This is a genomic window from Streptomyces sp. NPDC001920, from assembly GCF_053594495.1.
This window is the reverse complement of record NZ_JBSFEP010000035.1, coordinates 20,243-41,020: the sequence shown is the minus strand read 5'-3', so window position 1 is coordinate 41,020 and position 20,778 is coordinate 20,243. Positions and strand designations below refer to the sequence as shown.

At 70.9% G+C, this 20,778-nt stretch carries 13 protein-coding genes; 6 read left to right on the top strand and 7 right to left on the bottom strand.

Annotated features, from left to right (window positions below):
- Positions 1–7: 7 nt before the first annotated feature.
- Together ACWCPI_RS37810 and ACWCPI_RS37805 are read right to left on the bottom strand one after the other, a co-directional pair.
- A complete protein-coding gene (locus tag ACWCPI_RS37810; RefSeq protein ID WP_451042491.1) occupies positions 8–1,438 on the bottom strand; it encodes an NDP-hexose 2,3-dehydratase family protein in 1,431 nt (476 codons plus the stop codon).
- Positions 1,439–1,727: 289 nt separating this feature from the next.
- Positions 1,728–2,723, bottom strand: a complete 996-nt coding sequence (locus ACWCPI_RS37805; RefSeq protein WP_451042490.1) for an alpha/beta fold hydrolase — start codon at positions 2,721–2,723, stop codon at positions 1,728–1,730.
- Between the two features lie 144 nt (positions 2,724–2,867).
- On the opposite strand from ACWCPI_RS37805, the gene ACWCPI_RS37800 reads away from it, so the two are divergent.
- Complete coding sequence (locus ACWCPI_RS37800) at positions 2,868–3,500, top strand: helix-turn-helix domain-containing protein (protein ID WP_451042489.1); 633 nt, start codon at positions 2,868–2,870, stop codon at positions 3,498–3,500.
- 336 nt (positions 3,501–3,836) lie between these two features.
- Here the strand turns inward: ACWCPI_RS37800 and ACWCPI_RS37795 are convergent, their stop codons facing one another.
- The gene (locus ACWCPI_RS37795) at positions 3,837–5,213 is read right to left on the bottom strand and encodes a mucin-1 (protein WP_451042488.1); all 1,377 of its coding nucleotides are present in this window, start codon (positions 5,211–5,213) and stop codon (positions 3,837–3,839) included.
- A gap of 207 nt (positions 5,214–5,420) precedes the next feature.
- Between ACWCPI_RS37795 and ACWCPI_RS37790 the strand changes: the two genes are divergently transcribed.
- The 4 genes from ACWCPI_RS37790 to ACWCPI_RS37775 all read left to right on the top strand — a co-directional run bounded on the left by ACWCPI_RS37790 (position 5,421) and on the right by ACWCPI_RS37775 (position 9,817).
- Positions 5,421–6,440, top strand: a complete 1,020-nt coding sequence (locus ACWCPI_RS37790) for a LacI family DNA-binding transcriptional regulator (RefSeq protein WP_451042487.1) — start codon at positions 5,421–5,423, stop codon at positions 6,438–6,440.
- Between the two features lie 95 nt (positions 6,441–6,535).
- Positions 6,536–7,876, top strand: coding sequence for an ABC transporter substrate-binding protein (locus ACWCPI_RS37785; RefSeq protein ID WP_451042486.1), 1,341 nt, complete (start codon positions 6,536–6,538; stop codon positions 7,874–7,876).
- 95 nt (positions 7,877–7,971) lie between these two features.
- Positions 7,972–8,967, top strand: coding sequence for a carbohydrate ABC transporter permease (locus ACWCPI_RS37780; protein WP_451042485.1), 996 nt, complete (start codon positions 7,972–7,974; stop codon positions 8,965–8,967).
- A 7-nt stretch (positions 8,968–8,974) separates the two neighbouring features.
- Positions 8,975–9,817 (top strand): carbohydrate ABC transporter permease, encoded by an 843-nt coding sequence (locus ACWCPI_RS37775; protein WP_451042484.1) that lies wholly within the window; start codon positions 8,975–8,977, stop codon positions 9,815–9,817.
- A gap of 81 nt (positions 9,818–9,898) precedes the next feature.
- Here the strand turns inward: ACWCPI_RS37775 and ACWCPI_RS37770 are convergent, their stop codons facing one another.
- Positions 9,899–11,797, bottom strand: coding sequence for a CASTOR/POLLUX-related putative ion channel (locus ACWCPI_RS37770; protein ID WP_451042483.1), 1,899 nt, complete (start codon positions 11,795–11,797; stop codon positions 9,899–9,901).
- 258 nt (positions 11,798–12,055) lie between these two features.
- On the opposite strand from ACWCPI_RS37770, the gene ACWCPI_RS37765 reads away from it, so the two are divergent.
- Positions 12,056–14,050 (top strand): flavin monoamine oxidase family protein, encoded by a 1,995-nt coding sequence (locus ACWCPI_RS37765; protein WP_451042482.1) that lies wholly within the window; start codon positions 12,056–12,058, stop codon positions 14,048–14,050.
- A gap of 87 nt (positions 14,051–14,137) precedes the next feature.
- Here the strand turns inward: ACWCPI_RS37765 and ACWCPI_RS37760 are convergent, their stop codons facing one another.
- The 3 genes from ACWCPI_RS37760 to ACWCPI_RS37750 form a co-directional block, all read right to left on the bottom strand.
- Positions 14,138–14,512 (bottom strand): hypothetical protein, encoded by a 375-nt coding sequence (locus tag ACWCPI_RS37760; protein ID WP_451042481.1) that lies wholly within the window; start codon positions 14,510–14,512, stop codon positions 14,138–14,140.
- A 211-nt stretch (positions 14,513–14,723) separates the two neighbouring features.
- Positions 14,724–18,638: a glycoside hydrolase family 2 TIM barrel-domain containing protein gene (locus ACWCPI_RS37755; RefSeq protein ID WP_451042480.1), complete on the bottom strand. Its 3,915-nt coding sequence runs from the start codon at positions 18,636–18,638 to the stop codon at positions 14,724–14,726.
- A 198-nt stretch (positions 18,639–18,836) separates the two neighbouring features.
- Positions 18,837–20,726, bottom strand: coding sequence for an ABC transporter ATP-binding protein (locus tag ACWCPI_RS37750; RefSeq protein ID WP_451042507.1), 1,890 nt, complete (start codon positions 20,724–20,726; stop codon positions 18,837–18,839).
- Between the last annotated feature and the right edge of the window lie 52 nt (positions 20,727–20,778).

Here is a 20,778-nt window from a genome sequence, read left to right as displayed (position 1 = left end):
GTTCCTCCTATCGGCAGCGCAGGGAGTGCACACAGGCGAGCAGGGTGCGCGCCTCGATGTTGAGGTAGTGACTGTGCTCAAGCAGCGAGCCGAGTTGGTGGGCCGTCATCCAGTGGAACCGTTCCGGCACCTGAAGCGGGAAGTCGTCACCGGCCTCGATGACCTGGTAGCGCGTCTGCGCGTGCTGGAAGCGTCCGCCCTCCTCGGAGAGCAGCGCGTCGAAGCGGATGCGGTCGGGGCCGGCCGCTGCGGCTTCGGCGGCGAACGGCACGGGCTGTGCGGCGGATCCGGCGCCCTGTACGGCGGGGAGCTGGACGGTGGGTGCCATCTCGACCATGCCGAGGAGCCCGGGTTCGGGCCGGGCCTGAACCAGTAGGTGCAGCACTCCGCCGATCCGCTTGGCGAGGAAGACCGAGCGGCCGTGCCGGAGGGGTTCCAGCAGCGGCTGCGACCAGCGGGTGACTTCGCGGTTCCCGGCTCCGACCTCCACGGCGATGATCCGGAAGTGGGCGTCGCCGTCACCGACGACCTCGTCGGCGGTGCGGGTCCAGCCGGTCGCCTCGTTCAACGGCACCAGCCGGGCGGTCCAGTCGTGCAGCGTCCGGCAGTCGACGAACCAGCTCAGAATCTCGGTCGTGCTGTGCAACGCCGGCGCACCCGGATCGTACGACTCCCACAGCGCACTCGTGAACGGGTCGCCGGGACCGAGGTGCGTGTCGTCGGGTCGAGCCAGGGGCATGCAGCCGAGCACCGTGCGGGCGTCCATGTTCACGAGGTTGTCGGTACGCAGCAGTTCATGGACCTGCTGGAGCGTCAACCAGTGGAAGTCCTCGTGTTCGGGTACGTCCTCGAAGACCTGGACCACCATGTTGCGGTTGTGCTTGCGCCAGAACCAGACGCCCTGCTCGGACTGGAGGGCGTCGACCAGCACCCGGCCGCGGCGAGGGCCGTGGAAGTACTCCAGGTAACGGGTTCTGCCGCCCTTGTGCACCCGGGTGTAGTTGCTGCGGGTGGCCTGCACCGTCGGGGAGAGCTGCAACGTGTTCACGTTGCCCGGCTCCATCTTCGCCTGCATCAGGCAGTGCAGGACGCCGTTGAACTCCTTGACCAGAATCCCGAGGATCCCGGTCTCCGGCTGATTGATGATCGGTTGCGACAGCTCCGGCGATGCGTCCGCGCGGTAGCGCAGCCCCTGCACCGAGAAGAAGCGGCCGCTGTCGTGGGCGAGGTTGCCGCTCTCGCGCTCGAAGTGCCAGCCGTCCAGTTCGGCGAAGGGGATGCGCCGCACGGAGAACTGCTCGACCTGGCAGCGGCGCTCCCACCAGCGGTGAAATTCCTCGAGGGAGGACAGCGCCCGGTCACCGGCGCTTGCCGACAGGGTGAATTGCGATACGACATCTGCGGGGCCGTTCCGCAGTGCCATCAGTGCCTCGGCCACGGGACCCTCCTGGGGTTCTCAGAGCCGCCAGCACAACAGCGCCTGCTGAAGCGTCAGCAACGTAAAAACAAAGCGGCTGCCTTGTTGCCCCAGGCACGGGACGTGGCCGGTTGCCGGGTGACACGGCCGCCGTGTGTCGCGTGCGAGGAAAGGCAGCGCCACCGAGTCGAGGCACAGCGTGATGTGCTGAACGCGAGGATCTGTGCGGCTGGTGCCCGAGTGGGCGCAGCGGGTACTTAACGCCGGCGAGTTCGCCTTCCGTAAGTGCTGTCCGCACTGTCGACCGGGCTCACGTCGACCAGCCCTGGACGGTGCCGAGCCAGTCGGTCAGCAGGCTGTTGACCTCGTCGGGGCGTTCCTGCTGGATCCAGTGGCCGCAGCCGTCCAGGAGGTGGGATGCGGACAGGGCGGGGAGGGTGGTGGGGTAGGCGTCGATGGCGTCGGACAGCCAGGTGGTGGAGGCGTCCAGTGCGCCGCCGATGAACAGGGACGGCTGCTTGATCGGGGCTCCGCGGTGGGGGGCGAGGTCTTCCCAGTCGCGGTCCATGTTGCGGTAGCGGTTGAGGGCGCCGGTCAGGCCGGTGCGCTCGAACTCCCCGGCGTAGACGTCGAGGTCCTCCTCGCTCAACCAGGCGGGGAGCGGGCCCGTGGGGAAACGGTCGCGCAGGTGACGGCCCGGGGCGACGAAGTGCGGGTCGGGTTCGCCCTCGGCAGGCATGGTGTCGGCGGACAGGGCCGCGTAGAAACCCGCGAGCCAGCCCCGGACATCGGGCTCGATCTCCGCCTCGGCGCGGCCGGGCTGCTGGAAGTAGGAGACGTAGAACTCCTGCTCGGGGCCGCCGATCCGGCCGAGGATCTCGGTGGGGCGGGGGCCGCCGGGCGGCGTGTACGGGACGCTCAGCAGGCCGACCGCGCGGAAGACTCCGGGGTGCAGCAGGGCGGAGGCGGCGGCGATGCCGGAGCCCCAGTCGTGGCCGACGACCACCGCGCTCTCCTCGCCGAGGGCGTGCACGACGGCGACGTTGTCCTCCACCAGGTCGAGCATGCGGTAGGCGTCGGTCGCGGCGGGCTTGGAGGAGCGGCCGTAGCCGCGTACGTCGATCGCCACTGCCCGGTATCCGGCCGCGGCGAGGGCCGGGAGTTGGCGACGCCAGGAGTACCAGGACTCGGGGAAGCCGTGCACCAGCAGGACCAGCGGGCCGGTGCCCTGCTCGACCAGGTGCAGGCGCCCGGCAGGGGCCTCGACGGTGCGGTGGCGGGGTACGGCGGTCGGCTCGGATCGCATGGGCGGCTTCTCCTCTGCTCGCGGGCGGCCGGCGGCACCCGTCGATCATGCGGCGCGGCGGCCACTCGACGCGATCAGCGTTGCCATTCTGGCAAGCTTGCAGGCCGGCGTGGTGAAGCGGCTCGACGGGGAGGAGCAGGGACGGTGGCAGGGGATGACGTGGCCCGGACCCTGGCGGCGACGGGGCCCCGGCTTCGGGCCGTGCGCGAGCGCCGTGGCCTCACGCTCGCCGGCGTCAGCCGCGCGACCGGCATCTCGCCCAGTACGCTCTCGCGGATCGAGACCGGCCGGCGCAAGCCCACCCTGGAGGTGGTGCTGCACCTGGCGAAGCAGTACGGAGTCTGTCTGGACGAGCTGGTCGGCACCGCACCCGCTGCTGCGGCCGAGCCCCGCGGCACGGCGCCCCGCAGCTTCGGCGACGGCAAGGCGGTGTTGCCGCTGACCCGCTACGTCGGCGGCCTGCACGCCCACAAGCATGTCCTGCCTGCCGTCGAGGAGCCGCCCGGGCGGCGGCCCCGGCAGACGTCCCACGAGGGATACGAGTGGCTGTGCGTCTTGTACGGGCGGCTGTGGCTCGCACTCGGTGACCAGGACCTCGTCCTGGCTGCCGGGGACGTCGCCGAGTTCGACACCCGCATCCCGCACGGAGTCGCGAACGCCGGATCCGACGGACCGGCCGAGTATCTGATCATGTTCGGGCCGCAGGGAGAACGTCTGCGGCCACGCACCCCTCCAGCCGCCGGTCGCGGCGCTGGTGGCCGAAGAGCTGCTGACTGAGTACGTGTGACGAGCCGTGTGCCTTGCTGGTGACGACAAGCCGGACGTCCGGGCGCACCATGTCCTGGCTCGGCGGCTGACGCCGCAGGCACCGCCGCTGTGGACGTGAGGCCGACCGCTTCCCGGCCTGCATCGCCATCACCCGCAGCCTCATCCGCTCCCGCAGCTCGCGGAGGCAAACGACGTCCAGGCACTTTGCGGGAGCGGCGCAGCAGCGGTCGTCCACGCGCCGCCCCGGCAAAGGACCTCACCGCTCATGAGGGGTCACCGCGGCGACGTGCGGACGCCGTGGTCACGGCGGGACTGCTTTCGGCCGCCTCCGTGACGGCCCCGGCCTCACCGCAGGCCGGCGGGGGTGGCCGCGGTCGTTGCCGTCGGGCCGGGCCACACGGCGGAGGCGTCGTCCCGGCGGGGGTCGGGCAGGCGGACCGGGCGGACCGGGACCGGGGCGGCACCCTTGCCGGTGACCGCCGTCCAGGGGACGGGCCGGCCTGAATAGCTCAGTGCCGTCAGCGCGAAGGTGTCGTCGGCGTAGACCTCGACGTACTCGCCGACCGTGAGGATGCGCAGCACGCCGGGGGGACTCGGCAGATCGGTCCGCGCCAGCACCTGTCCGCCTGGCCCGGTGACCCGTAGGTCCTTGCCGTCGATGGCCACGGCGAGGGCGGCGCGGTCGCCGCCCGGATCCTCGGTGCGCAGAACCACCTCGACGCGGCCGCTGACGCCGATGTCGCCGACGGCGTGCAGTTCGGGACCGCCGGTCGGCTCCTCCAGCCAGGTGTCCAGGCCCGGCCACCATTCCAGGCGGGGCGCCTCGCCCGGCCGCGCGACCAGCGTCTTCGGCTGGGCGAGCATGCCGCGGCAGCGGTCGCCGGTGTCGGTGAGGCCGACGCGGCGCGGGGTGGTGTGCAGGACGACGCGGGAGCCGTCGGGGGCGGCGACGATGCGCGGAGCGTACGCGCCTGTCGGCCCGAGCGGGCCGCGACGGGTCCACGGGCCCCGCAGGCGGGGGGCGGTCCACGCCTCGAAGCCCCGGGTGGCGCCTATGGAGCCGAGCAGCAGCCAGCTGCCGTCGTCGAGGCGTTCCAGGACCGGGCACTCCAGTTCGTCGACGTCGCCTGGGGAGATGAGCGGCGGGTGGACGGTCCAGTGCTCCAGGTCGTCGGAAGTAGCCCAGGCCACGCAGCCGCTGAGCTCGACGGGCAGGGCGGCGTCGGCGGCGCAGATCACCATGACCCAGCCGTCGGACTCGTCGTCGCGTACCACGAAGGGGTCGCGCCAGCCCATGCGTTCGCCCGTGCGGTACCAGCGCGGGTCGGCCTCGACCACCGGCCCCGCTCCGTGGCGGCGCCAACCGGTGCCGTCGGTGCGCTCGGAGTACGCCAGGCCGACCGACTGCAGGGGCCAGCCGCCGGGGGTGAGTCCCGAGACGGCGGTGTAGAGCATCGCCATGCCGGTGCCGTGCGGGAAGGCGTGCATGGTCCATACCGCCTGCTGGTCGAAGCGGCCCGGCAGGCCGTTGCCGAAGGCGGTGCCCTGCGGCTCCCAGTGGACCAGGTCGGCGGAGGTAGCCCGGCCGTAGGAGGTCTCCATGCGCAGGTGGTCGAACTCGGCCGTCCACGGGCCCTGCAGGTGCAGCACGGTGTAGGTGCCGTCCGCGTGGCGCAGGAGGTCGAAGTCGTTCACGCAGAGGCCGGGTGGCGCGTATCGCATGGACAGGTCCTGTCTGCCGACAGCAGCACTCAAACGTGTGCGCTGTGCTCTAGCTGGTGAGAGTTCCTCTGGGAGTCAGCCGAAGTAAATCTGAACGCAAACGCTTGCGCAACCGGGTGGGCGGGTTTACGGTCTCGTCACTCCCCCTCACGCCGACGTGCTGCCGGACCACGGCCACGAGGCGTGCACCCGATCAAGGAGCGTTCCGTGACGGTCAGCATCACCGATGTCGCCGAGGCCACCGGGGTCTCGGCGTCCACCGTGTCCCGCGCCCTGCGCGGCCGTCCCGGAGTGTCGGAGGAGATGCGCGCCCGGATCGTCGCGGCCGCCGCCGAGCTGGGCTACACCGCCTCGCGCTCGGCGTCCAGCCTGGCCAGCGGGCGCACCTACACCATCGGCGTCGTCGTGCCGTACGTCGGCCGCTGGTTCTTCGGCACCGTGCTGGACGCGGCCGAGAAGGTCTTCAGCGCCGCCGGTTACGACGTCCTGCTGTACAACCTCGGCTCACCGGAGGCACGCAAGCGTTTCTTCACCAAGCTGCCGATCCGCAAGCGGGTGGACGCCGTGCTGTCCCTGCTGATCCCGGACCCGGAGGAGGCCGCGGCCCTGCGCTCCCTGGACGTGCCGCTGGCGACCACAGTCGGCGGCGCCCGGCCCGGCTTCACCGCGGTCGGCATCGACGACCGGGGCGGGGCGCAGAGCGCCGTTCGGCACCTGGTGAACCTCGGCCACCGCCGGATCGGCATGATCTCCGGGGCCAGCGAGCCGCTGCACTGGACCACTCCCCTGGACCGCCGCCAGGGCTACCTGGACGTGCTGGCCGACGCCGGGATCGAGCCCGACTCCGCCCTGGAGGCGGACGGCGGCTACACCGTCGAGGGCGGCGAGCGGGCGATGACCGAGCTGCTGGCGCTGCGCCACCCGCCGACCGCCGTGTTCGCCCAGTCCGACGAGATGGCGATGGGCGCCCTGCGCGCCCTGCGCCGCCACCGTCTGAGAGTGCCGGACGACGTGTCCGTCGTCGGCTTCGACGATCACGAGCTGTCCGAGGTCGTCGGGCTGACCACCGTGGCCCAGCCGGTGGCGGCCCAGGGCCGGGAGGCGGCCCGGCTGCTGCTGGCGCAGCTGGACGACCCGGACGCCGGGCCGGCCCGCCCCGTCGAGATGCCCATCCGCTTCATCCTCCGCGAGACCACCGCCCCGCCGCACAGCCGTCGGCAGCGGTAGTCCACCCGCCTCGTCAACCACCCGCTCCCGGAGGGCCGTCGCGCCCCCGCCCCACCAGCCGCGCATCCACCGCACACCGCTCGGAGGCACCACCCATGACCCACGCACCCGGTAGAACCCGCCGTACGGGCCTGACGGCCCTCGCCCTGCTGCCCCTGGCCGCGCTGGCCGCCTGTGGCGGAGGAGGCGGCGGCGACACTTCCGCCGAAGGAGGCAGCGGCAAGGGCACCATCAGCGTCTGGGCCCACCAGGGCCAGGCGAGCGAGGCGACCGCGCTGCAGAACGCGGTGAAGTCCTTCAACTCCTCGCAGAAGGACGTCAAGGCCGAGCTGAAGCTCATCCCCGAGAAGGACTACACCAAGACCATCACCGCCACCGACGCCTCCGAGCTGCCGGACGTGATGGAGTTCGACGGCCCGACGATGGCGAACTTCGTCTACAACAGCAAGCTCGCCCCGGTCGACGGCCACGTCTCCGCCAAGACCCTCGCCAACGCCACCGACGCGATCAAGGCGCAGGGCGAGATCGACGGCAAGCACTACGGCCTGGGCATGTTCGACGCCGGACTCGGCATGTACGCCAACAAGAAGCTGCTGGACGCGGCCGGCGTGAAGTACCCGAAGAGCGTGGACGACGCCTGGACGGCCGAGGAGTTCGGCAAGGCCCTGGGGGCGCTGAAGGGCAAGGACTCCGACGGCAAGGTCCTCGACATATCGGAGCAGTACGGACTGGCCTCCGAGTGGGGCACCTTCGGCTTCTCCCCGATCGTCTGGTCGGCCGGCGGCGGCCTGGTGAAGGACGGCAAGGCGGAGGGCGTCCTCGACAGCCCGAAGGTCGTCTCCGCGATGAAGACCTTCCAGTCCTGGAAGTCGTATGTCGACCCCAACACCGACGGCAACGCCTTCGCCAAGGGCAAGGTGGCGCTGAGCTGGGTGGGCCACTGGATGTACCCCGCCTACAGCGAGGCCCTCGGTGACGACCTCGTCGTCCTGCCGCTGCCGGACTTCGGCGACGGCCCCAAGGCAGGCCAGGGCTCGTGGGCCTGGGGCATCGGCGCCGACAGCAAGAACGGCAAGGCGGCGGGCGCCTTCCTGGACTACCTGCTCAACGACACCAACGTCGGCGCGATGACGAAGGCCAACGGCGCGGTGCCCGCCACCAAGTCGGCACTCGCCAAGAGCGAGCTGTACAAGAAGGGCGGCCCGCTCCAGCTCTTCGCCGACCAGTTGGCCAAGCCGTGCGGCGACAGTGACATCAGCGCCTCGTGCGTCGCCGTCACCCGCCCGGTGACCGCCGGATACCCCACGGTCACCGCCAAGTTCAGCACGGCGCTGAACTCGATCTACGGCGGCGCCGACCCCGAGGAAGCCCTGCAGAAGGCCGCTCGCGCCATCGACCGGGACTTCACCGACAACGCCGGCTACGAGATCCCGTAACCCGCAGGACGCATCGGCCGGGGCGGGCCGTCGGTCACGTGGCTACGCAGCGACGTGCCGACCGCGCCCGCCCCGCCGGGAAGAGGACCTCCCCCGTGAAAACCGTGGAACCCGCACACGCCACGGCCGCCCCAGGCCCGGCACAGGCCGCCTCGGCCGCGCCCTCCGCCAAGCCCTCGCGTCACCGGCGCGGCAGCCGCGAGTGGCTGCACGGGCTGCTGATGTCCGCCCCGGCCGTCGGCGGGCTGATCGCCTTCGTGGGCATCCCGTTCGGCTACGCCGTCGTGCTCTCCTTCTACAACGTCCGCCTCGGTTCCCCGCTGGAACCCACCTTCTTCGGCGTGGAGCACTACCGGCGGCTGTTCACCGACCCCGACCTGTCCGGCCCGTTCCTGCGGGCGCTGCTGAACAACCTGACCTTCGCCGCGGTCGTCGTGCCGCTGCAGACAGGGCTGGCACTGGCGCTGGCGATCCTGCTCAACCGCAAGCTGAAGGCCATCGGTCTGTTCCGGTCCTTCTTCTTCATGCCGGTGGTCTTCCCGATGGCGCTGGTCGCCGTGATCTGGCGGCTGATCCTCGCCCGCAGCGAGCAGGGCATGCTCAACTCCGCGCTGGACGTCGTGACGTTCGGCAACTGGGGCGCCTTCGACTGGCTCGGCGACGGCCTCACCGCGATGGGCTCGATCATCGTGCTGTCGGTGTGGCAGGGCGTCGGCTTCCAGATGGTCATCCTGCTGGCCGGCCTCCAGCAGATCCCGGGCGAGCTCTACGAGGCGTCCCAGCTGGACCGGGCCTCACGCTGGCAGCAGTTCCGGCACGTCACCCTGCCCGGCATCCGCGGCACCCTCGTGTTCGTCGCGATGCTGACCTCGGTGCTGTCCTTCCGGGTCTTCGACCAGGTGTACATCCTCATCCGCGGTGGCGGCCTGGACGAGGACGCCACCCGCACGGTGATGTACCAGGCCGTCACCACGGCCTTCGACCAGAACAACATCGGCCAGGCCTCGGCCGTCACGGTGGTGTTCTTCCTGATCGTGGTCGCCCTGACGATCGTCCAGCGCCGCCTCGTCCGGCCCGACAACGAGGACTGACTGACCCATGGCCATGACCCGTACGCCCGTACGCCGCGTCCTCGACTACACCGTCCTGAGCGTCCTGGCGTTCGTCTTCGCCCTGCCCGCGCTCTACCTCTTCCTCGGCAGTCTCAAGCCGTCCGACGAGGTCCTGAACGGCCTGTCCGGCTTCCTTCCCACCCATCTCTCCTTCGACAACTACGCCGCCGTGCTGGACAGCCTGAACTCGGACAGCACCGGGTACTTCTGGCAGTTCATGGGCGTGTCGGTGCTGCTGTCGTTCGTGGTGGTCACGGGTGGGCTGATCGTCAACTCGATGGCGGCGTACGGGCTGACGCGGCTGAAGTGGCGAGGGCAGAACGCGGTGTTCACCCTGGTCCTGCTCCTGATGCTGATCCCGTTCGAGTCGGTGGCGGTGCCGCTGTTCTACATGTTCAACGGGCAGCGCAACACCCTTTTCATCCAGGCCCTGCCGTTCGTCGCCAACGCCTTCGCGATCTACCAGTTCCACACGTTCTTCAGGAAGATCCCGCCGAGCATCGAGGAGGCGGCCCGGCTGGACGGCGCGGGCCCCTGGCGGACCTTCTTCGCGATCATCGTGCCGATGTCCAGGCCGGTGTTCGCCTCGGTCGCCATCCTCACCTTCCTCATCCAGTGGGGTTCCTTCCTGTGGCCGGTGCTGATGGTGTCCGACCCGTCGGTGCGCCCCCTCCCTCTGGAGATGAGCGTCTTCCAGGGGCAGCAGCCCCCTGACTGGGGGCAGATCCTGGCCTTCGGTGTCCTGCTGGTCCTGCCGGTTCTCGTCGTCTTCGCCTTCTTCCAGCGCTGGTTCGTCCAAGGTGTCGCCAGCTCCGCCGTCAAGGGCTGAGGACAGCCGTGGGGGCGGCGAGGGGCTCACCCCTCTCCCCGCCGCCCCTGCACGCGGCACGCTTCCTGCCGGGGCCTTCCGTCAGTCCTTGCCGATGACGACCACCGCGTCCTGGACCGACCAGCGGCGCCGCTCGGCTTTGGGCGGGTTGATCCGCACCCCGTAGCCGGGACTCGTCGACGAGTCGCCGTGGCTGCGGTAACCGATGGCGCATTCGCCGCGATGACGTGCCGCGGCCACGACCGTGGCGAAGGAGGTCTCACACCCTGGCAGCACGTAGTCGGTTGCGGGCATCAGGCGAATGCCGGTGCCGTCGGCGGAGAACAGCTCCTCGAACACCGCTGCCAAGTGCCGGTTCTGGGAGATCTGCGCCATGAGCAGGCCGATGAGCTTGCCACTGATGATCACGTCGGCTCCGGGGCCGACGGGGGCCAGCGCCCGGTTGCGGTCGTCGGTCAGTTCGGTGACCACCGGCAGTTCACGCCCGGTGGCTTCCTCGAGTTGACGCAGAAGCAGCAGGGTGACGAGCGTGCGGTTGTCCGGGTCGTCCTGCGGCTGTCCGGGAGCGGGGTCCGGGCCGAGCACGATCACGCTGTCGTAGGAGTGCACGTCCAGACGCTTGAGGGTCTCGGGACGAGTGATGTCCCCCGGGTGCAGTGTCAGGGTCAGGTGGGTGCCGCTGTGCGTGTCGGCCTCGCTCACCTGACGGACTGTCGCATCACGGCCCTCCGCCACCACGTCGACGGCTGATCCGGGCCGGACGCGGCGGCGCAGTTGGTCGAGTATGAGCGGCGCTCGGCGATTCCAGCCCAGCAGGAGCACCCGTTCCGGCGCCGCGGGCGCCGAAGGGCCGGATGCCATCGCGGCCTTCTCGACCGACTCCGCGCAGTCGTCGAGCCAGGCCGTGTCGTCGTCACGGGAGATGACGATGAGCACGTCGTCGGGGGCCATGGGCGTCTGCGCCGGCGGGTTGAGCAAGGGGGTGCCGTCTCGCATCATCCCGACGACGCTCGACGTCGGGTAGGACAGCAGCGCGTCGCCGAACGGCCGGCCTGCCAGGGCCGGCTCGGCGATCAGGTAGAACTCGTCGCCGGCGAAGTCCAGCAGTTCCTGGTGGACGAGGGAGAGTCCGGGCCGGCGGGCGGCCTGGACGATCAGCCGGGCCGTGACGGTGTCGCTCTCCAGGACGATGCCGCCCGGTCCGGCGGCGAGACAGGCGGCCAGGCGGTAGCGGTCGTCCCGGACGGCGGCGACGACGGGCGGACGGGTCTCCTCCCCGGCCAGGGCTGCCCTGAGCGCCAGCAGCGTCTTGACCACCTCGGCGTCGGCGTCCGGCTCGTCCTGGGGCAGGACCAGCACGACACCGGCCGTGGCCGGGCTGGTCAGGGTGAGCACGGCCGGGTCGGTAGGGGGGCCGCTGCGGCAGATCAGCCGCGTACCGCCGACGGGACCGGCCTTCGTGCTCAGGGCCTCCTCCATGGCGGTCTTGTCCCGGTCGGCCAGGACGACCACCGCCGCGCGCCGCTGGTTGGCGTTGGCGGCCACCAGTTCGCTCACCACGGTGAAGACCTGCTCCGACCACCCCAGGACCACGGCGTGCCCCTGTTCGAGCACGGTGGAACGGCCCCGCCGCAACTCGCTGAGCCGCTCCGTGAGCGCCGTCGTGATCAGGCCGACGAGCGTCGAGACGTACAGCAGCGCGACCAGTGCGAGCAGCACCGACATCGTCACTCGCAACGGCGCCCCCGTGGCACCGCCCAGCCGCAGTGTCTCCCCGGTGAGGCGCCATACCTCCGCCAGCCGGTCCGCCAGGGCCGCCGGCGCGTCGGGGTCGGTCCACACCAGCACCGCACTGGCCGGGACGACGATGGCCAGGCACAGCAGCGCCATCCAGCCGACGAGAGCGGGAGCACCGCGGGCCAGGGTGCTGTCGAACCAGTAGCGGGCTCTGTCACCGAACGGAGTGCGCCGCTGCGCCACCCTTCCCCCCTCCACCTCGCCTTCCTGACGCGATCGCAGGCCCGCCCAAGAGCACGGATGCGCATACGCATGGGCAGTGTGGGCGACCGATCGTGGCGGCAGACGGAGATCGCTGCGCATTCATCCCTTCGGGGTTCCCGAGCCGTCCATGCCGGCGGACCTGCCTCGACGTCAGGGTTTGTCGCCGTCTTCGCTCCTTCGAGTCAACGCCGGGCGGAGGGCGGGCGCCTGGTCGCGGCCACCAGTACAAAGGCCGCCATGACTGAAGATCACGCGGCGGCGCACTCAGGCAGCGGCTTCTCCCGGCGTAGCTTCGCGGCGGTGGCCGGCACGGCCACGGTGGCGACGGCCCTGACCGGCGGTGTCTCCGCGGCCCTGCCCGCGCCGACCGCCCCGGGCGCCGGCCGGGGCGCCGACTTCGACCGGTGCCTGGCCGTCGCCCGCGCACTGCTCGTACTGGACTCCGACAACCGCCCCCTCGTCCCGCGCTATCAGCGCATCCTCGACCGAGGCCTGCCGGCTCAACGGCGGACACACCCGAAGAACGTTCTGGTCATCGGAGCCGGTCCGGCCGGGCTGGTGAGTGCCTGGCTGCTGAAGAAGGCAGGTCACCGTGTGACGGTGCTGGAGGCCAACGGCAACCGCGCGGGCGGACGCATCAAGACCTTCCGCAACGGCGGCCACGAACAGGCGAAGCAGCCCTTCACCGATCCGCGCCAGTACGCCGAAGCGGGCGCGATGCGCATCCCCGGCAGCCATCCCCTGGTGATGGATCTGATCGACCAGTTCGGCCTGAAGAAGCGGCGTTTCCACTATGTGGACGTCGACAGCGAGGGCCGTCCCGCCAGCCGCACCTGGATCCATGTGAACGGGATCCGCATGCGGCGCGCCGACTACGCCCGCGCGCCCCGGCGCATCAACCGGTCCTTCGGCGTTCCCCGGGCCCACTGGGACACCCCGGCCGCCACCATCCTGCGCTCCGTTCTGGACCCGGTGCGCGATGAGTTCAGTTACGTCGACGGCGACGGCAAGCGGGTCGACAAGCCGCTCCCCGAGCGGGTGCGGGGCTGGGCCCGCGTGGTGCAGCGGTTCGGTGACTGGTCGATGTTCCGCTTCCTGACCGAGCACGCCGGCCTCGACGAGCGGACCATCGATCTGATCGGCACCCTGGAGAACCTCACCTCGCGCCTCCCGCTGTCCTTCATCCACAGCTTCATCGGCTCCTCCCTCATCAGCCCCGGCACGCCCTTCTACGAGCTGGAGGGCGGCACGGCCGTACTGCCGGACGCCCTCCTGGAGCGCGTGCGCGAGGACGTGCGGTTCGACCGCCGTGTCACGCGCATCGAGTACCACCACCCCGACCGCCCTTCGCCGGACACCGAGCACGTCCGGAGCAAGGGCCCGCACGTATGGGTGGACACCGTGTCCGAGGGCCGCGACGGTCCCGTCGTTCGCGAGCAGTTCACCGCGGACGTCGCCGTGGTCACGGTGCCGTTCTCCGGACTGCGCCATGTACAGATCGCCCCGCCCATGTCGTACGGCAAGCGCCGCGCCGTCTGCGAACTGCACTACGACAGCGCGACCAAGGTGCTGCTGGAGTTCAGCCGCCGCTGGTGGGAGTTCGACGAGGCCGACTGGAAGCGCGAGCTGAACGCCGTCCGCCCCGGTCTGTACGACGCCTACCGCACCGGCCGCACCGCCACGGACGGCAGCCTGCTCGGCGCCCATCCCTCCGTGCCCACCGGACACATCACGGCGGGTCAGCGCACCCATTACGCCGCCAACCGAGCGAGCGGGCGCGACCAGCCGGAGGCGGTCGGCGTGGTGGGGGGCGGCTCGGTGTCGGACAACGCCAACCGGTTCATGTTCCACCCCTCCCATCCGGTCCCGGGCAGCGCGGGGGGTGTGGTCCTGGCCTCCTACAGCTGGGCGGACGACGCGCTGCGCTGGGACTCCTTGGACGAAGAGGCACGGTACCCGCACGCTCTGTGCGGCCTCCAGCAGGTGTACGGCCAGCGCATCGAGGTCTTCTACACGGGCGCCGGCCGCACGCAGAGCTGGTTGCGCGACCCCTACGCCTACGGGGAGGCGTCCGTGCTCCTGCCCGGGCAGCACACGGAGTTGCTGCCCGCCATCCCCATGCGCGAAGGGCCGTTGCACTTCGCCGGGGACCACACGTCCGTCAAGCCGGCGTGGATCGAGGGAGCCGTGGAGTCCGCCGTGCGTGCCGCCTTGGAGATCCACACCACGTGAGCCGCGCGGTCCGCTGAGCCACGACGCACCCGATGGCCCCGGCGCACCGGCGCCGGGGCCATCGGTTCCCGCAAGGCGGCTTCGCCGTCAACAAGAACTGCCGCAGGACGACGAACTGCCGCAGGACGAGGAGCTACCGCAGGACGAGGAGCTACCGCAGGACGAGGAACTGCTGCAGGACGACGAGCCGCCGCCGGAGCAGGAGGAGGAACCGCCGCAGGCGTCACCCTCGACGTACCAGGACGAACCGCTGGACGCCGTGCCCACGCCTCCCGCAGCTGACGCCGCCGCCGTACCGCTGCTCGTCGGCCACCCCCCGTATCCCTGTCCGCTCCCCCAGCCGTACCCGGACGCCTGCCGGCCCAGATCGTCCCAGGCACGGCGCCAGGCCCGACGCACGAGCCAGGCCATCAGCACAGCCGTGACCAGCACGGCAACAACCACCACGACCAGAGCAGTCACGATCATCTCCCCCCGTCCACCGGGCCAGGCGCACCGGTTGTCCGGACCATGCCCCCGGCCGTGGTGCCTTCAATCTCCCCTTGAGCAAGGCAAGAGGTTGTTTCATCAGATCCGGTACACGCGGCTCGCAACTTCATGGCGCACACCCGGCGTACGTCCCTCTTCGCCACCCGGCGAGTGGACGGCCCCCGGACGCGCCCCCGGTTCGGTGTCACTCCACGGCGGTGGGCCGGCGTGAGGCCGCCATCGCCGCGTCGACGTCCCTGAGGGGACGCAGCCGGTAGGTGTAGGAGTAGTCCCGGTTCGCGTGCAGCTTGTACTCGTCGTGGGTGTGGGCACCCCAGCTGTCGTCACCGCCCACGCCCATCTGCCGGTGGCTCACGCGGAGCACGACCTCCTCACGGGGGGTCAGCTGGTAGTCGTGGCGCACCCCGACCGACAGGTCCTCGGGCGTGAAGTGCGAGGCGTTGACCTCGACGAGCGGTTCGCCCGAGACGAGCAGTCCGGTGCCGTCGCGGCCGGTGAGGGCGATCCATCTGACGTCGGTCTTGTTGCCGCTCTCCTGGGGACGCAGGTAGGGGGTCCGCTGCCCGCTCACGGTGCCGGAGTACAACCCCACGTCGGTGGCGTTGTTGCGGTCCCAGTGGTTCTCCTCGGGGCCGCGGCCGTAGTAGTGCAGGTGCTCCAGACGCCCGGGCAGGTGCAGCAGAGTGCCCACCTCCGGGATGTACGGCAGTGAGGCGGCGCCCGGTCGCAGGGTGTTGTCGACCTTGATCTCGCCGTTGCCGAAGACCGTGTACGTCGTGGTGTACGTCGACTCGGCCGTCGTGGGCAGGGTGCCGCTGACCTTGATCTCGACGGCCCGGTCCCGCAGGGCGCGCACGGCGACACCGGTCACCTTGCGGCGGGTACCGGCGTCGCGCCAGGTCTGGTTGCGGGTGTGCTGGCCGTTGCCCCGGTCGTTGTCGGTGGGGGCCCGCCAGAAGTTCGGTACGGGTCCCGAGGTGATCAGCTGGGTGCCGCCGGCCTTGAACGAGGTGATGACGCCGCTGTGCTTGTCGACGGTGACGGAGAAGCCCTTGCCGGTGACGGTGACCGCGGTGTCGCCGTCGGTGTGGCTGAGCGCCGGGACGCCGGCCAGCGGCACCGGCCGCACGGCGGGGCTCGCGGCGTGGACGGGGAGCTGCTGCTTGGCCACCTCGAAGCCGGCCTCGGCCCACTTGGTGGCCTCGCGGGTGGTGAAGGACAGCTGGAGGAAGTACTCGGCGCCCGGTGCCGGGTCGTCCGGCACCTCGAAGGGCACGGTGACGTCCTTGCTCGACAGCGGGGCCAAGTCCAGCTGGGCCCGGCTCAGCCGGCCGCGCCGGACCACCTTGCCGTCGCACACCAGCTCCCAACGCCCGTCGAACTCCCGGAGGTTGGTGAAGAGGTACTCGTTGGTGAGGGTGACGGCGGCGCCGGGGGTGAGCGAGTCGCCGTTGGCGGGGGCGGCGTTGATCGCCTGGTAGATCTGCTTGACCTCGGCGGACTTGCCGGTGAGCCCGCGGTCGGCGGTGACGATGCCGTCCCCGGCGAAGGCCCCGTCGTTGGGGTTGTCGGCCCAGTCGCCGCCGTAGGCGTAGAAGGTCCTGTCGCGGGGCCGCTTCTCGGTGAGGTCCACGGTGGCGGCGTCGAACCAGAACCGCACGCCGTCGTCGCCGGGGCGGCGGCCGTCCGAGGCCAGTTCGGCGGCGGTCAGCGCGCGGGCGTACACGCGGGCGCGCCGGATGGTGCCGCTGAACTCGCGGGTGGGGTTGTCAACGTCGGTGGCCAGGGCCAGCGAGGCGGTGTTGTCGGAGGGGCGCCGGGTGGTGGTGCGGGTGGCCCGGACCACGCCGTCGACGTGGAGGGTGAGGGTGCCGGCCGCCGCGTCGAAGACGCCCGCGACATGGTGTTCGCGGCCCGTCCAGTCCGCGGGCAGCGCCCAGCTCGCGGTGACCCACTGGCCGCCGCCGTGAATGAAGAACTCCAGGCTCTTGCCGGTCTGCTTCAGGGCGTACTGGGTGTCGCCCTTGGCCAGGATCGGCTGGTGGCCGCCGGTCACCTGAGGGGTGACCCAGGCTTCGAGGGTGAGGGAGCCGGTGAGGTCGAGGCCCGGGTCGCGGGCGAAGACGGTGCCTCCGCTGATGCCCTCGTCACGGCTGAAGGTGCCGGCGGGGGCGAGGATCTCGCCGCGCAGCGCGGCAGGACCGGCCTCCGTGAAACGTTTGCGGTTCGGGGTGGGCCACTTGAGGGCCTGGTCGACGAAGTCCCAGATCCAGCCGCCCTGGAGCACGTCGTAGCGGCGGACGACGTCCCAGTACTTCTTGAAGTTGCCGTTGGAGTTCCCCATGCCGTGGGAGTACTCGATCATCACGTACGGCCGGGTGTCGCCCGTGTCCTCGGCGCGCGCCTCGACGCGGGAGGGGCTGTCGTACATCTCGGAGCGGATGTCGCTCATGCCGGGGCGGTCGTCGCCCTCGTACTGGATCACGCGGGTGGTGTCGTAGGAACGGATCCAGTCGTACATGGCGTTGAAGGTGCTGCCGCCGCCCGCCTCGTTGCCGAGCGACCAGATGACCACCGAGGCGTGGTTCTTGTCGCGGTGGACCATGTTCTGGGCGCGGGCCACGCACGCCTCGGTCCACTCGGCGTGGTTGCCGGGGTACTCGCCCCGGATGCCGTGGGTTTCGAGGTTGGTCTCGTCGACGAGGTAGAGGCCGTACTCGTCGGCGAGTTCGAGCCACTGCGGGTTGTTGGGGTAGTGCGAGGTGCGGACGCTGTTGATGTTCAGTCGCTTGATGATCTCGATGTCCTGGACCATCTCGGCGCGGGTGAGGGCCGAGCCGCGGACGGGGTGCATCTCGTGCCGGTTGGTGCCCCGGAAGGAGACCGGCTTGCCGTTGATGCGCATCAGGCCGTCCTTGAGCGTGAACTCGCGCAGGCCGACCCGGTGGGAGAGGGTCTCGATCACCCGGCCGGCCGGATCGCGCAGGCGGAGCACGGCCGTGTACAGGTGGGGGTGCTCGGCCGACCACAGGCGCGGCCGTGGCACGGCCTTCGCTGCCTGTACGGTCTGCTCCTGGCCGGAGTCGAGCGCGACGGTCTGCTGGAGCGGTCTGGGCCACACCGGGTGCCCGTCGGCGCCGTACAGCTGGGTCTCGACGGAGTACCGGCCGCCCCCCTTGCCGCCGTAGTCCCGCACATGTGCGGTGACCGACAGCTCGGCCGCCTTGCAGTCGTCGCTCAGCGGGGTGTCGAGCCGGAAGTCGCGCAGGTGCACGGCGGGCGTGGAGTAGAGGTAGACCGAGCGGAAGATGCCGCTCAGCCGGATCATGTCCTGGTCCTCCAGCCAGTCGCCGTCGGAGTAGCGGTAGACCTCCACGGCGATCTGGTTGGTGCCCGGCCGGAGGTGGTCGGTGATGTCGTACTCGGCGGGGTCGTAGGAGTCCTCGTGGTAGCCGACCAGTTCCCCGTTGATCCACACGTAGTGGGCGGACTTGACCCCCTCGAAGTGGAGGAAGGTGCGCCGTCCCTTCCAGTCGCGCGGGACGGTGAAGGTACGGCGGTACTGGCCGACCGGGTTGTAGCGGGTCGGGGCGGCCGGCGGCTGCGCCTCCTCGCCGAGGCCGTTGGGGCCCCACCAGGGGTAGGTGATGTTGATGTAGATGGGCCGGTCGTAGCCGTGCAGTTGCCAGGCGGAGGGCACCGGGATGGTGTCCCAGTCGCTGTCGTCGACGTCGGTGCGGTGGAAGTCGGCGTCGCGGTCGTCGGGGCGGTCGGCGTAGGCGAACTTCCACTTGCCGTCGAGGCTCAGCCGGTACGGCGAACGGGTGCGGTCGGCGGCGAGCGCCTGCCGGACGTCCGCGTAGGGCATCAGCGTGGTGTGGGGTGGCTCGGTGCCGAGACGGAAGAGGCTGATGTTGCCGTTCCACTCGGGCGTTGCGGCCGCCGGCTCGGCCCCGTCGGCCGCGCGTGCCACGGCGGACGGCCCGGAGAGGGCGAGCGCGCCGAGGACGGCGGCTCCGCCCTCCAGGAGACGGCGACGGCTGACCGGCGCACCCGGCCAACGGGGCGGACCGGCGGGAGACAGGGGGGAGTTCGGCATCGACGGGGGCCTTCCTCTGGACGACAGTGCGGCGCTGCACGGCTGCGAGGGAGCGTCATTTCCTGTGCGGTGCTGTTGGGAAACCGAACGCACACTAGGTCGTGAGTCAAAGGGAAGCAACGATCCTGTCGAGGTTTGTGTGTTCATGATGGGCGAGGTGTCGACCTTGGCCGAATCACGCCTCCCTCGACGACGGGATCACGCGGCCGTCTCGGCCTCCGCGAGCGTCCCGTCCCGCTGTTCGAACTGGGTCCGGTACAGCTCGGCGTAGCGCCCGCCGGCCGCCAACAGCGCGTCGTGGGTGCCGCGTTCGACGATCCGCCCGGCCTCGACCACCAGGATCTGGTCGGCCGCCCGTACGGTGGAGAGCCGGTGGGCGATCACCACCGCGGTCCTGCCCTCCAGCGCCTCGGTGAGCGCTTCCTGGACGGCGGCCTCGGAGGTGTTGTCGAGGTGTGCGGTGGCCTCGTCGAGGATGACGACCCGCTGACGGGCCAGTAGCAGCCGGGCGATGGTCATGCGCTGGCGTTCCCCGCCGGAGAGCCGGTAGCCGCGCTCGCCGACCACCGTGTCGAGGCCGTCGGGCAGGGACCGTACGAGCGCGTCGAGCCGGGAGCGGCGCAGGGCGTCCCAGAGTTCGGTTTCGGAGGCGGTGGGGCGGGCCAGCAGCAGGTTGGCGCGGACGGTGTCGTGGAAGAGGTGGCCGTCCTGGGTGACCATGCCGAGGGTGCCGCGCAGGGACGCGGCGCTCAGGTCGCGCACATCCACGCCGCCGATGCGCACGGCGCCCTCGTCGACGTCGTACAGCCGCGGGAGCAGCTGGGCGACGGTGGACTTGCCGGCGCCGGACGAGCCGACCAGGGCGATGGTCTGCCCGGGTTCGGCGCGGAAGGAGATGCCGTGCAGCACCTCGGCGCCGCCGCGCGTGTCGAGGGTCGCGACCTCCTCCAGGGAGGCGAGGGAGACCTTGTCGGCGGAGGGGTAGCCGAAGCGGACGTTGTCGAACTCCACCGAGACCGGGCCGTCGACGACCTGCTCGGCGTCCGGCTTCTCCTCGATCAGCGGCTTGAGATCGAGCACCTCGAAGACCCGCTCGAAGCTGACGAGGGCGCTCATGACCTCGACACGGGCTCCGGCGAGCGCCGTGAGCGGGGCGTACATCCGGGTCAGCAGCAGGGCGAGCGAGACGACGGCGCCGGGCTCCAGGGTGCCGCGCAGGGCGAACCAGCCGCCGAGGCCGTAGACCAGGGCGAGGGCCAGGGCGGAGACCAGGGTGAGGGCGGTGATGAACACCGACTGGGCGGTGGCGGTGCGTACTCCGATGTCCGCCACTCGGCGGGCCCGGGCCGCGAATTCCTCCGACTCCTCCTCGGGGCGTCCGAAGAGTTTGACCAGGGTCGCGCCGGGCGCGGAGAAGCGTTCGGTCATGCGGGTCCCCATCGCGGCGTTGAGGGCGGCGGCCTCTCGCTGCATCCGGGCCATGCGGGTGCCCATGCGCCGGGCCGGGACGACGAACACCGGGAGCAGGACTAGGGCGAGCAGCGTGATCTGCCAGGACAGGGTGAGCATGACGGCGAGGGTGAGCAGCAGCGTGACCAGGTTGCTGACCACGCCGGACAGGGTGTTGCTGAAGGCGCGCTGGGCGCCGATCACGTCGTTGTTGAGTCGGGAGACCAGCGCTCCCGTACGAGTGCGTGTGAAGAACGCGACCGGCATGCGCTGCACATGATCGAACACAGCCGTCCGCAGATCGAGGATGAGCCCCTCCCCGAGCGTCGCCGACAGCCGCCGCGCGAGGATCCCGAGTGCCGCCTCCGCCACCGCGATGACGGCGATCAGCAGGGCCAGGCGGACGACCGTGTCCTCGTCGCCGCGCGTCACGATCGCGTCGACGACGTGTCCGGCCAGGACGGGCGTCGCGACGGCGAGGAGCGCGGTCGCCACCCCGAGCACGACGAAGAGCGTGATCCTTCGGCGGTGCGGGCGGGCGAACGCGCCGATGCGGCGCAGTGTGGCGCGGGCGAACGGGCGCCGCTCCCGCTCGGCGTTCATGACGCTGTGCAGCTGGGTCCAGGCTGTGGTCTCCATACTCATGGAGAGGAACGTAGAACCTCAAGCTTCGTTGAGGTCAACAGCTCCG